The organism is Duganella sp. FT27W (assembly GCF_009295655.1).
In the GTDB taxonomy this organism is placed as follows: domain Bacteria; phylum Pseudomonadota; class Gammaproteobacteria; order Burkholderiales; family Burkholderiaceae_D; genus Rugamonas; species Rugamonas zoogloeoides.
Window position 1 is genome coordinate 727,944 of sequence record NZ_WHIV01000001.1, and the last position, 12,385, is coordinate 740,328.

10 protein-coding genes are annotated in these 12,385 nt (G+C 60.4%); 6 read left to right on the forward strand and 4 right to left on the reverse strand.

Going from position 1 to position 12,385, the window contains the following annotated elements:
• Positions 1-143: 143 nt before the first annotated feature.
• Positions 144-1,172 (reverse strand): LacI family DNA-binding transcriptional regulator, encoded by a 1,029-nt coding sequence (locus tag F8197_RS03145; RefSeq protein ID WP_152879871.1) that lies wholly within the window; start codon positions 1,170-1,172, stop codon positions 144-146.
• Positions 1,173-1,307: 135 nt separating this feature from the next.
• Between F8197_RS03145 and guaB the strand changes: the two genes are divergently transcribed.
• The 5 genes from guaB to F8197_RS03170 all read left to right on the forward strand — a co-directional run bounded on the left by guaB (position 1,308) and on the right by F8197_RS03170 (position 7,552).
• A complete protein-coding gene (guaB, locus tag F8197_RS03150; protein ID WP_070247568.1) occupies positions 1,308-2,771 on the forward strand; it encodes an IMP dehydrogenase in 1,464 nt (487 codons plus the stop codon).
• Positions 2,772-2,838: 67 nt separating this feature from the next.
• The gene (gene guaA, locus F8197_RS03155; RefSeq protein WP_152879873.1) at positions 2,839-4,449 is read left to right on the forward strand and encodes a glutamine-hydrolyzing GMP synthase; all 1,611 of its coding nucleotides are present in this window, start codon (positions 2,839-2,841) and stop codon (positions 4,447-4,449) included.
• Between the two features lie 592 nt (positions 4,450-5,041).
• Entirely contained in the window at positions 5,042-6,592 is a 1,551-nt protein-coding gene (locus F8197_RS03160) for a sensor histidine kinase (RefSeq protein WP_152879875.1), read from the forward strand.
• The gene (locus tag F8197_RS03165) at positions 6,585-6,782 is read left to right on the forward strand and encodes a hypothetical protein (RefSeq protein ID WP_152879877.1); all 198 of its coding nucleotides are present in this window, start codon (positions 6,585-6,587) and stop codon (positions 6,780-6,782) included. The genes F8197_RS03160 and F8197_RS03165 overlap by 8 nt, the downstream gene beginning before the upstream one ends.
• Before the next feature lie 17 nt (positions 6,783-6,799).
• A complete protein-coding gene (locus tag F8197_RS03170) occupies positions 6,800-7,552 on the forward strand; it encodes a LytTR family DNA-binding domain-containing protein (RefSeq protein WP_152879879.1) in 753 nt (250 codons plus the stop codon).
• Positions 7,553-7,727: 175 nt separating this feature from the next.
• Here the strand turns inward: F8197_RS03170 and vapC are convergent, their stop codons facing one another.
• From vapC to F8197_RS03185, 3 genes are all read right to left on the reverse strand, one after another.
• Positions 7,728-8,129 (reverse strand): tRNA(fMet)-specific endonuclease VapC, encoded by a 402-nt coding sequence (gene vapC, locus F8197_RS03175; RefSeq protein WP_152879881.1) that lies wholly within the window; start codon positions 8,127-8,129, stop codon positions 7,728-7,730.
• The gene (gene vapB, locus F8197_RS03180) at positions 8,130-8,360 is read right to left on the reverse strand and encodes a type II toxin-antitoxin system VapB family antitoxin (protein ID WP_152879883.1); all 231 of its coding nucleotides are present in this window, start codon (positions 8,358-8,360) and stop codon (positions 8,130-8,132) included.
• 148 nt (positions 8,361-8,508) lie between these two features.
• Positions 8,509-11,388 (reverse strand): TonB-dependent receptor, encoded by a 2,880-nt coding sequence (locus F8197_RS03185; protein ID WP_152879885.1) that lies wholly within the window; start codon positions 11,386-11,388, stop codon positions 8,509-8,511.
• 379 nt (positions 11,389-11,767) lie between these two features.
• On the opposite strand from F8197_RS03185, the gene F8197_RS03190 reads away from it, so the two are divergent.
• Positions 11,768-12,328 carry a DUF4142 domain-containing protein gene (locus F8197_RS03190; protein ID WP_152879887.1) on the forward strand — a complete coding sequence of 187 codons (561 nt, stop codon included), beginning with the start codon at positions 11,768-11,770 and terminating at the stop codon, positions 12,326-12,328.
• Positions 12,329-12,385 lie beyond the last annotated feature (57 nt).

Genomic DNA, 12,385 nt, shown 5'->3' on the forward strand with positions numbered 1-12,385 from the left:
AAAATCGCTCAATCAGTGTCTCCACCGGCACGCCATCGTCCCCGTCCTGCGCCAGCTTTCGCAGGTCTACGCCACTGGCGAGAATCCCATGCCGGAATGCCTTGACCTGTCTCAGTTGCCAACACACAGAACGTTTCGCTCACTCACGCACTCTCGCGCGCCATCAAGGTAAATCCCAGATCGATCTGCCGAACTGCCGGCGCATCTCCTTTGATCACCGACCGCAGCAAGGTGGCCGCCTCGAACCCGATGCGGTAGCGCGGCGTGCCGATCGTGGTCAGCGATGGATTCATCCAAGCCGATGCCGGCAAATCGTTGAAGCCGCAAATGGCCAGTTGCGCCGGCACCGCGATGCCGCGCCGCTGGCACTGGTAGATGGCGCCGTGGGCCAGGTCGTCGTTGCAACAGAAGATGGCGTCGCAGTCGGGCGCCTGGGCCAGCATGCGGCCCAGCAGTTCGGCGCCCAGCGCCAGGGTGGATGGATCGGGCACCATCACTTCCAGGCGGGGATCAAACAGGCCCGCCTCGTGCATGGCCTTGCGGTAGCCTTCAGCACGGCGCAGGGTGCGCTCGTCGAGTTGGGCGCCAATGAAGCCGATGCGCCTGTGGCCCTTGTCCAGCAAATAGCGGGTCATCGCCTGGCCAGCCTGGAATTGCGAGAAGCCCACGGTGAGCTGGGCCGGGTCGGTGGACATGTCCATCATCGACACCACCGGCACGCGCGAGGTGGTCAGTATCTGCTGCACGCGGTCGCTGTGGGTCAGGCCCGACAGCAGCATGCCGTCCGGGTTCGATTGCAGGTAGGTGTTGATCAGCTTTTCTTCTTCGCGGTCGGAGTAGCGCGTGTTGCCGATCAGGATCTGGTAGCCGTCGGCGTCGAGTGCATCCTGGATGCCGGCCAGCACCTCGGTAAACACGGCGTTCGACAGCGACGGCACCAGCACCGCGATCACCTTCGATTGCGACGAGGCCAGCGCCCGCGCAGCGCGGTTGGGTACATAGCCCAGTTCCAGCACGGCTTTATCCACGCGGTCGCGCAGCGCCTGCGACACCATGTCGGGTTGAGTGATGGCGCGCGAGGCCGTCATGGTGGCCACGCCTGCATGTTGGGCCACCATCGCCAGGGTAATGCGCCCGCTGGCGCGGCTGCGGACCGCTTGTGATTTCGTCATCGACTATGGCTCATGAACATTGATAGCGATATCATACGGCAGCTATGGTGAAAGTGACAGCGGCCGATCGCAAGCTATGCCTGACAGCAAGGCCGTTTTCCTGTACAATGCCGCTTTGCGCCTATAGGAAATACTATGCGTCTACTCCAAAAAGCACTCACGTTCGATGACGTGCTCCTCGTTCCAGCCTATTCCAACGTCTTGCCTGCAGATACGTCCCTCAAGACGCGCCTGACCCGCAATATCAGCCTCAACATCCCGCTGCTGTCCGCCGCGATGGATACCGTGACTGAAGGCCGCCTGGCCATCGCCATGGCGCAAGAGGGTGGTATCGGCATCATCCATAAAAACCTGCGCCCGGCCGACCAGGCCCGCGAGGTCGCCAAGGTCAAGCGTTTTGAAGCTGGCGTGCTGCGCGATCCGATCACGATCCCGCCGGACATGAAAATCCGCGACGTCATCAAGCTGACCGAGTTGCACGGTATTTCCGGTTTCCCTGTCGTTGAAGGCAAGGAAGTCGTCGGCATCATCACCAACCGCGATTTGCGCTTCGAACAGGAACTGGACGCCGAAGTGCGCGCCAAGATGACGCCGCGCGAAAAACTCGTGTATGTCAAGGACGACGAAGACCGCGACGAAGCCAAGCGCCTGATGAACAAGCACCGCCTCGAGCGCGTGCTGGTCGTCAACGACAGCTTCGAGCTGCGCGGCCTGATCACGGTAAAAGATATCCAGAAATCGACCGAGCACCCGAATGCGTCGAAAGATTCGCACGGCAAGCTGCTGGTCGGCGCTGCCGTTGGCGTCGGTGCCAAGGATGAAGAGCGTATCGACCTGCTGGTTGCTGCCGGCGTGGACGTGCTGGTGGTCGATACCGCCCACGGCCACTCGCAAGGCATTCTCGACCGCGTAAAGTGGATCAAGACCAAGTACCCGCACGTGGACGTCATCGGCGGCAACATCGCTACCGCCGCCGCCGCGCTGGCGCTGGTGGAATACGGCGCCGATGCAGTCAAGGTCGGCATCGGCCCGGGCTCGATCTGCACTACCCGTATCGTTGCTGGCGTGGGTGTGCCGCAAATTACCGCGATCTCCAACGTGGCCGAAGCACTGGAAGGCACGGGCGTGCCATGTATCGCCGACGGCGGTATCCGCTTCTCGGGCGACATCTCGAAAGCACTGGCCGCTGGCGCCTCGACCGTCATGATGGGTTCGATGTTTGCCGGTACCGAAGAAGCACCTGGCGAAGTGATCCTGTACCAGGGTCGTTCGTACAAGTCGTATCGCGGCATGGGCTCGCTGGGCGCCATGTCCGACGGTTCCGCTGACCGCTACTTCCAGGACGCCACCATGAAGGCCGACAAGTTCGTGCCTGAAGGTATCGAAGGCCGTGTCGCTTACAAGGGCTCGGTGCTGGCGATTATCTTCCAGCTGGTGGGCGGCGTGCGCCAGTCGATGGGTTATTGCGGCTGCGCCACCATCGAAGAGCTGCGCAACAAGGCGGAGTTCGTCGAGATTACCTCGGCCGGCATGCGCGAATCGCATGTGCACGACGTGCAAATCACCAAGGAAGCGCCGAACTACCGTTCGGGCGACTAAGTCCTTGCAAACGCCGGCATGATGCCGGCGTTTTTCTATAGTCTTCATACTGCTCAGTACCTACCCTATGCACTCAAAAATCCTCATTCTCGATTTCGGCTCCCAGGTAACCCAGTTGATCGCGCGCCGCGTGCGCGATTCCGGCGTGTTCTCGGAAGTGTTCCCGTACGACGTCAGCGACGAATTCGTCCGCAACTACGGCGCCGCCGGCGTGATCCTGTCGGGCAGCCACAGCTCCACCCTGGAAGGCGACGCCCCGCAGGCGCCTGCCGCCGTGTTCGAACTGGGCGTGCCGGTACTGGGCATCTGCTACGGCATGCAAACCATGGCCGCGCAACTGGGCGGCAAGGTCGAGAACGGCCTGGTGCGTGAATTCGGCTACGCCGAAGTGCGCGCCCGCAGCCACACCAAGCTGCTCGATGGCATCAACGACTTCGTCACCGACGAAGGCCACGGCATGCTCAAGGTCTGGATGAGCCACGGCGACAAGGTCCTGGAAATGCCGTCAGGCTTCGTCCTGATGGGCAACACCCCAAGTTGCCCGATCGCCGCCATGGCCAACGAAGAAAAGCAGTTCTACGGCGTGCAATGGCACCCGGAAGTCACGCACACGGTGCAGGGCAAGGCCATGCTGGGCCGCTTCGTGCACGAGATCTGCGGCTGCAAGGCCGACTGGAACATGCCCGACTACATCACCGAAGCAGTCGAGAAAATCCGCGCGCAAGTCGGCACCGATGAAGTCATTCTCGGCCTGTCCGGCGGCGTCGATTCGTCCGTCGCTGCCGCGCTGATCCACCGCGCCATCGGCGACCAGCTGACTTGCGTGTTCGTCGATCACGGCCTGCTGCGCCTGGACGAAGGCAAGATGGTCATGGACATGTTCGCCAAGAACCTGGGTGTGAAAGTGATCCGCATCGATGCCGAAGACCAGTTCATGGGCCACCTGGCCGGCGTTGCCGATCCGGAACAGAAGCGCAAGATCATCGGCCGCGAGTTCGTCGAAGTGTTCAACGCCGAATCGGGCAAGCTGGTCAACGCCAAATGGCTGGCGCAGGGCACGATTTACCCGGACGTGATCGAGTCGGCCGGCAAGGGTAAAAAGGGCCAGACCATCAAGAGCCACCACAACGTGGGCGGCCTGCCGGAACACATGAAGCTGTCCTTGCTGGAACCGCTGCGCGAACTGTTCAAGGACGAAGTGCGTAAACTCGGCGTCGCACTGGGCCTGCCGCACGACATGGTTTACCGTCATCCATTCCCGGGCCCTGGTCTCGGCGTGCGCATCCTCGGTGAAGTGAAGAAAGACTTCGCCGACCTGCTGCGCCGCGCCGATGCGATCTTCATCGAAGAACTGCGCAACACGCCGTACGAGTTCATCGCCGGCCAGGCCGTCGATAGCGACAACCTGCCGAAGAACTGGTACGAAGCGACGTCGCAGGCGTTTGCCGTGTTCCTGCCGGTGAAATCGGTGGGCGTGATGGGCGATGGCCGCACGTATGAATACGTGGTGGCCTTGCGTGCGGTGCAGACGCAGGACTTCATGACGGCTCACTGGGCGCATCTGCCGCATGCGTTGTTGGGTAAGGTGAGTAATCGCATCATCAACGAAGTGCGCGGGATTAACCGGGTGGTGTATGACATCTCGGGCAAGCCGCCGGCGACGATTGAGTGGGAATGATTTCCTAGTCGGCACAGGCCGGCAACCGCTGGCAGACTGATCCTTCCAAGCCCCTGATTTTCAGGGGCTTTTTCATTTTCGGGCAGCGATGGTTGGCAAGCTCAGGCATTCGTAAGCAGCGCGGTTTGATGGTATTCATGATGGTATCGCTCATATGCTGCATTTGCTCGGGAGCGGCGCGAAGACGGCACAGCGATAATTAGCCGATACGCTCGATGGCGTGGTCGACAACAAGGGATTCACCGGTCATGAAACGCTTGAGCAGCTCGATCTGGTGTATGTGAACGGCAGGGTATATGATCCGCTGGTGGCGCGTTTCCTGTCGGCAGATTCATTTATACAAGATCCGTACAACAGGCAGAACTACAGTCGTTATATCCGATTTGGAACTCCTAACGGAGGAAAGCAGGTTTATTCGTGGGATAACGCGCGCCGCGACAGGAGCCTGGGCGCGGCGCCACACGGCCACCGTATCTTGCCCGGGCCACTCTGCGCCTGTTTCGTCGCCTCTCAGCCGGTCTTGTCGCATCGATGCTTGCTGAGGACTGTACACCTTACACTGGCGCCTCCTCCAACCACCCAAGAGCGCACCATGATCGCGTCCGATTCTCTGTACACAAGAGCAAGTACCTCCTCATTGCTGCCACCGGAAGTGGTGGTGCAAACCAGCTGGTTTGGGCGCGCGCGCAATTTTTCGATTTTCAGCCTGGCTTGGTATCGCTACCGCAGCACGGCCTTCCTGATCGGCACGCTGCTGGTGGCCCTGCTGCTGACCGCGCTGGCCGCCGTCCCGGCTCAGCCGGTCGACCTCGACTGGGGCGACGTTCTGCAGGTGGCCGCCGTTTACTGCGTGCCTGTCGCCTTGCTGATCTTGCTGGGGCCGGGATGGGCGGTTTGGGTGCACAAACGGGCATGGACAGGTCGGGTGGAGCTGTTCACCATGTTCATGGTCCTGCTGTTGGGCATAGCGGTAAGCCTCGCAACCTTTTTCCAGCTCAAAACCCTGTATGAGGCTGTCCGGGTCGACCAGGCCAGCGGCGTCCGGTCATGGAAAACCTTGCCGCGCGCAGAAGTGTTCGTGAACCGGCAGCGCAGCCTCAGCGCTGGCGGGCCTCCTTACACACTGCAGACAGACGAAAGCAAGCCAATGTTGGCGATGGTCGCGGCGATCGAGGAGATGGCCCGAACGGCGCCTCGTAAAATCGACCCACCAGACGACGCCGACCGACCGCTGCATATGTCCGAGATTTTGACGCCGACAGAGCGAGCTGCGATGAATGACTATTTCAAGCTGCATGCAAGCGGAACGCCGCCAACGCCGGCTCAAGAAAAAGCGATCGGAAACGGACTGCAAGCAATCGAGAAATGGCAGCGCGCCATTAACGACTATGCCAGCAAGCCGCACAAGCCAGTCCGTACCGAGCCGGAGAGCGCCGAGTACAAGGCGGCGGTGGCTAAATTCTTGCTGGCGCAGAAGGAAGTCACGCAGAACATGCTCAGCCGCGCACCGCCACAGCTTCCACCTCAAGCTGTGGCCCAGCCAGGCGCACGCAGCGTCGCCGCCGACGCCGGCACGGCCACCTTGGCGCTTGCCATTGTGCTGCTGCTGTCCTGGCTTGGCGGCCTCACCGACTTGGTCGCATTTAGTCGCCAGCGCGGCAAGCTCGACTATGCCCTGCAGGCCCAAGCGCTACGCCGCGCCGACGCCGCGCGTGGCGAGGCCGAATTGCGCCTGTCGGTGCTGGCGGCCCAGGTGGAGCCGCACTTCCTGTTCAACACCCTGGCCAGCCTGCGCTCGGCGATGGTGTCGGACCAGGCGCGCGCCGCCAACATCCTCGATCACCTGGTCGACTACTTGCGCTCGACCATTCCGCAAATGCGCAGCGACGCCGCCAGCCCCAGTGTCTCCTTGGCCACCCAATTCAATGCCGCACGCGCCTACCTGGCGCTGATGCGCGAGCGCATTCCTCGCCTGTCCTTCTCGGTGGACGCCGAGAGCGGTTTGGACGAGGCGCAGATGCCCCCGCTGATGCTTATCTCGCTCGTCGAGAACGCCGTCAAGCACGGCGTCGAGCCCAAACCAGGCGCCGCCCACATCGCCGTGATGGCGCGCCGGATAACGGAGCGAAACGGATATGCTTGAGCTGAGCGTCAGCGACGACGGTGTCGGCTTCGGCAACGCCACCGGTGGCAGCGGCATCGGCCTGGCGAATATCCAGGAGCGGTTGGGCAACCTGAACCGCCAACAGGCCAAACTGGTGCTGCGGGCCTTGCCGGACGGTGGCGTCGCCGCTATCCTGCATCTGCCCCTGCGTTTTCCACCCGAGACCTGAGAACTGAGACCTGAGCCATGCCTACTGCAATCATCGCCGACGACGAAGACTTGCCGCGCGCAGCGCTGCGCCGCCTGCTGGCCAATGCCTGGCCGGAACTGCAGGTGGTGGCCGAATGCGAGGACGGCCACGCCGCGTTGGAGGCGATCCGCAGGCACCAGCCTGACATCGCGTTTCTGGACATCCGCATGCCGGTCCTGAGCGGGTTGGAGGTTGCGATCGCGGCCAACGGTGCCTGTCTCGCCGTATTCACCACGGCCTACCACACGCACGCCCTCGACGCTTTTGAGGCCGGCGCGATCGACTACCTTCTCAAGCCTGTCACTTCGGCGCGGCTGAGCCTGTGCGTGGACCGGGTCCGGGCGCGGGTCCGGCCGTCGGTACAGGACATGAGCGCGCGCCTGGCAGAACTGGAGCGCCGCCTCCGTCCCCAGGCCGCAGCGCCGCGCCTGCGCTGGATCAGCGGCAGCGTCGGCGACACCATCAAGGTGATCCCGGTGTCGAAAATCCTGTTCCTGCAGTCCGAGGACAAGTACACGCGCATAGTCAGCAACGACGACGAGACCCATGTGCGCAAGTCGATCAAAGAGTTGCTTGAGGCACTAGACCCTGAAGAATTCTGGCAGATCCACCGCAGCGTGGTAGTGCGCGCCGACGCGATCGCGCACGCGCGGCGCGACCTGATGGGGCGCATCACCGTGCAATTGGCGGGACGCGAGGAGATATTGAAAGCCAGCCAGACATTCGCCTGGCGCTTTCGTCCGATGTAGGCGCCACCGGTCGTCACGCGGATGGCCTGGCGGCGCCAAGTAAGCTGCTACCAGAGCAGTGGTCTAGTTTGCCTGAGTAATTACCCCATTTTTAGAGCGCGCTAAAAGTAGAGGTTAAGCGGCGAAGGCAAAGGGGATGCCGGCCCGGTGGTTCAGTATTGGGTCCGCGCCAGCACTACACGGTCCAGTCTTCCACGCGCAGTCCCGGCACACGGTCAAATTCTCGCCGGTTGTTGGTGACAATTATCAGGCCTCGTGAGCGGGCATGGCCTGCGATCATCTGGTCGTAGGGGCCGATTGGCGTGCCAGTTCGCGCTAATTCTGCCCGGATCTGTCCTGTGTTTGCTGCGGCATGACCGTCGAAGTCCAGTACCTCCAGCCTGGCCGCGAAGCCCTCCACTTCCGCCAGGTTGCGTGCCGGGTTGGACGATTTCTCCACGCCGTAAAATAACTCAGCCAAGGTCACTGTACTGATGCACATCAAACCATGCTGCCTTATGAAGTGCTCTCGAATATGGGCAGGCTTGTTCTTGATGGTAAAAATGCAGATATTGGTATCGAGCATGAACTTGAGCATTTAAAACGATTCCCTTTCCTGCTCCGCTGGCTGCTCGCGCTCTAGCATACAGTCAGCGCTGACGCCTGGACCATCAAACCAGCTCTCCCATGATGAACCTGCTGGTGTAATGATTCGAGTTTTGCCCAACACCACGACATCAACCCGCTTCACATGGTCAGGAAAAGCCACAGCCTTGGACAAGCGTATTGCCTGGCTACGATTGCTTTGAAAAATGGCACCTTGATCCATGATTGACTCCGCAGTATATACAAAACCCATATCCCATTTTAGGGGTCTATCGGGATATGTCAATGGTATATCCGGCGGCACATCCAAGTGCCGCCGCTATTGCTACACATCCACTAGGCGTGACGTGCGAGGTCTTCCTGACGATGGACTACATCTTCCAGCGCAAACCAACCGACACCGAACGTCCGATCTGCAGCGTACCGAAGTTGGTGGTCTGGGCGTTACCCGCATTACCGAAGTGGTAGTACTGCTGCTGCATTTCGTTGGTCAGGTTGACGCCGCTGATATCGACCGACATGTTGTCGTTGATTTTGTAGGACACCTGCATATCCACGCTCTTTTCCGGATGACGCCAGATACCGATCGGGTTGGCGAACAGGGCGGCTTCGTTGGCGGCCAGGAAGCCGGAGCGCCAGACATAGGACAGGCGCGCGCTGACCGGGCCTTTTTCGTAAGCCATGGTGGCGTTGTAGGACCGGTTGGACACGCCGAAGAACGGGGTCTCGAGCTGGGCGACGATTTCACCGGCATCGTTCGCGTCAGGCACGTTCTGCGACGAGCTCAGTCGCGTAAAGCTGCCCTGGAATCCGAGGCCGTCCAGCAGGCTCGGTAATCCTTTCGGGAAGTAGATCAAGCCCAGCTCGACGCCCTTGATCGTGCCGTCCGAGGCGTTGACCGGCGAGTTGATCACGTAGTCATAGCCATTCGTGTGGTCGCCACCCGAGGTCGAGTTACGGAACGGGTCGTTCGCCGGATCGACGTGCACCTTGCGGCGCAAGCCCACGACCAGGCCGTCGATCTTGCGCTTGAACACTGTGCCATACAATGCGCTGTCCTTCTGGAAATACCACTCGGCTGTCAGGTCGAGGTTCTTGGAGCGCGTCGGTTTCAGGTCCGGATTGCCACCGCTGCCCGAGCCATAGCCTACCTTCGAGACGTCGTCGCCGAGTTGCAGGACCGGATTGAGATCACCGAAATTCGGGCGGCGCAAGGTTTCGCCATAGTTCAAGCGCATCACAACGTCCTTGGCCGGATCGTACATCAGGGTCAGGCTGGGCAGGAACTTGCTGGTCGACTTGCTGGCGCTGGACGGGGTAACCGCCTTGGTGGTGGCATCGACCTTGTAGAACGTCATGTCGGTCTTGACCTTGACATAGCGCACCCCGAAATTACCGCGCAGGCGATGGCCGAACAGCTCGGATTGGGCGTTTCCCATCAAGAACAGGTTGCTGGTCTTTTCTTCGACCTCGAACGTCTTTTGCAGGCTGAGTTTGTCTGTTGTCAGGAAGTTCGGATCGGTCGCGTTGAACATCTTGCGCCAGTCGTCGATATGGTCGCGGATGTAGTACGCATTGGGCTCGACCCAGGAGCGGGGAACGTTCGAGATGTCCGTGCCGAAGTTCGAGTTGGTCGAGGCGTACTCGGGACCCAGCGAGGCAAGGTTGCGGTTCAAGGTGCCCGACTGGGTCCGGTTGGCCTCCGACGCCTTGCGGTCGTCGAAGCGTGCGCCGAAGTGGATCGTCTCCAGCGCGCCCCAGTCGGCGTCGAACACACCGGACAGATTGGCCGTCGCGGCGCTGCCCTTGTTGCGGTTGGCGTTATCGTAGAATTGTGCAACGTTCCACTTGGACGCGTTGGTCAGGTCGGCATTGTCGTTGAAGCTGAACGCCGTGTTGCCGCCGCCGGCATTGAAGTCGACGTTGATGGAGGGCGCCACGCGATCGATGCGGGTGGCGGTAAATTCCGAATGATAGGTGCTGGATTGGTAGGCCACGTCACCTTCGAGCCGCAGGCGGTCGCCCACATTCCACTTGCCGTTCAGGGCATAAATGCGGGAGTCGGTTGCCGACGTGGTGTAGTCGCCGCTGTTGAAGCCATAGACATTATTGACGGTGCGGCTCTTGATGATGTTCGTTCCCGGGAACGTAGTAATGGTCGAGGCAGGATTGCTGCCCAGATCGCCCCACCAGTCGACAAAACTGAACAGCAAACGGTTGAAGGACTTGTCACGATAACCGTTGTACATCGATTCGAAGGTGTAGACCGAATCGCTGTTCGGCTTCCACTGCAGGGCGATATTGGCGGCAGGGCGCTCACGTTCGCCTTCAACGTCGCTCTGGAACACGGCGTCGCGCGCCAGGTAATAAGGATACGCTTTGCCGTTGAAATCGAGTGTTGAACCTGCTGCGGACGGCAAGCCGGCATGGGTGCCAGGCTTCCAGATATTGGTGTCGGTAATGCGCTGCAGGGGCGTATAGCCGGGAGGGACCTCCGCAGCATTGGGACTGGTGAACGGCACCATGGCGCCCGGCGTCACACTCTCGTTGCGGTACTTGGTCCGGCTGGCCGACAGGTTGACCAGGGCGCCGACTTCACCGATGCCGGTTTCCCAGCGGTTGCTCAACATGGCGCTGAGCTGCGGGTTGGCCTTTTTAGCGGGGTCGAGATAAGTCTCACGCGCCAGGACCGACACTTTGGGGCCCTTGAAATCGAAAGGCCGCAGCGACTTGACGTCCACCTGGCCGGCGATGCCGGTGTCCAGCTGGCTGGCGTCGCGTGTCTTGTAGACGTCAATCTGGCGTACCAGAGTGGAAGGAATGTCCTGCAGCGCCACCTGGGTACCGGACGCAGTGAAAATACTGCGACCGTTCCAGGTGGTCTGGACATCGGGCAGACCGCGAATCGACAGGGTGCCGACTTCGCCGCCGGCGCGATTGGTGACCTGAATCCCCGTCACTCGCTGTAGCGCTTCTACAACATTATTGTCAGGCAGCTTGCCGATATCTTCGGCAACGACCGATTCCACGACCTGATCACTGTTGCGCTTGATCGCCAAACTCTTGATCAGCGATGCCTTGACGCCGGTGACCACCACCGTATTTTCAGGCGTCTCGGTCGTGTCGGTGGTGGCTTGCGCCCACACGGAAGCGCTGCTCAGCACGCCAGCGCCCAGCAGGGTAGCGACCGACAGTTTCAAGTAGAGTGGGCGTGCGATGACAGCCCCGATGCGTCCGCATTGGTTGTCCATAATGTCTCCTTTATGTAATTTTTTTAATGCAGTTTTTGCACTGCGTAAATCATCTTATGGAGACCTTAAATTGTGATCCAATCGTTTATTTTTGCTATCCGATATTGGTTTCAGTATCGCAGTTGAGGAATGCCGCGAACGCGTCGCGATAGCGATCCAGTTCATCCTGGTATAAATCGTCCACGCCGTCGATACAGCCGCCCCAACAAGTCTTGGTGCGTTCTCTTCACACGGCGTAAACCGGTGCGCGACCGGCATTGGCATGCACCGTCGCATGGCAAGCTGGTCTCTGTAACCTTGCGTACAGAGTTGTTGCAGTGCTTGCTGCACACTTGATATTCCAGACAGCCAGTCTTAACCTGCACCACGGAAGATCATCATGAAACCAGCAAAACTGTTTATTGCCTTATCGATTGCCGCCTCGCTCTCCGCTGTCGCGCATGCACAAACCAGCGTCACCGCCAAGAACAGCGTCAGCGCCAAAACCGGCACGGCAACCACCATCAGCAAGGACGACTCGGCCCGGCTGATCGGTATCGCGCAATCCAATATGGCAGAAATCGAGACGGGCAAAATGGCGCTGAAAAAAAGCAGCAACGCGGACGTGAAGGCCTTTGCCCAGCTGATGATCGACGATCATACCAAGGGCCTGGAAGAGACCAAAAAAGTCGCCGCAGCCAAGAAAGTGACTTTGCCGACCGAGCCTGATATTGCGCATCAAAAGCTGGCGGCCGAACTCGATGCACTGTCCGGCAAGAGGTTCGATGAGGCTTATGCCAAGCGTGCCGGCGTGGCGGGCCATGCCAACGTTCACGCATCGCTGAAAAAAGATATCTCGGCCGTCGAAGACCCTGATGTCAAAGCGCTGGCCACCAAGCTCGAACCCACTGTCGCGCATCACCTGGCGATGTCGAAGAAGCTTGCCGACGCGGTGAAATAATTCGGCCGGCCATCGCTGCGCACGATGGCCGCCCTTCGCAGGGCGCCACCGGTTGGG

Coding starts and splice junctions, on each gene's coding strand:
- vapB (WP_152879883.1), bottom strand. CDS start 8,360: ATGGATCAAGGTGCCATTTTTCAAAGCAATCGTAGCCAGGCAATACGC.
- F8197_RS03170 (WP_152879879.1), top strand. CDS start 6,800: ATGCCTACTGCAATCATCGCCGACGACGAAGACTTGCCGCGCGCAGCG.
- guaB (WP_070247568.1), top strand. CDS start 1,308: ATGCGTCTACTCCAAAAAGCACTCACGTTCGATGACGTGCTCCTCGTT.
- F8197_RS03145 (WP_152879871.1), bottom strand. CDS start 1,172: ATGACGAAATCACAAGCGGTCCGCAGCCGCGCCAGCGGGCGCATTACC.
- vapC (WP_152879881.1), bottom strand. CDS start 8,129: ATGCTCAAGTTCATGCTCGATACCAATATCTGCATTTTTACCATCAAG.
- F8197_RS03160 (WP_152879875.1), top strand. CDS start 5,042: ATGATCGCGTCCGATTCTCTGTACACAAGAGCAAGTACCTCCTCATTG.
- F8197_RS03185 (WP_152879885.1), bottom strand. CDS start 11,388: ATGGACAACCAATGCGGACGCATCGGGGCTGTCATCGCACGCCCACTC.
- guaA (WP_152879873.1), top strand. CDS start 2,839: ATGCACTCAAAAATCCTCATTCTCGATTTCGGCTCCCAGGTAACCCAG.
- F8197_RS03190 (WP_152879887.1), top strand. CDS start 11,768: ATGAAACCAGCAAAACTGTTTATTGCCTTATCGATTGCCGCCTCGCTC.
- F8197_RS03165 (WP_152879877.1), top strand. CDS start 6,585: ATGCTTGAGCTGAGCGTCAGCGACGACGGTGTCGGCTTCGGCAACGCC.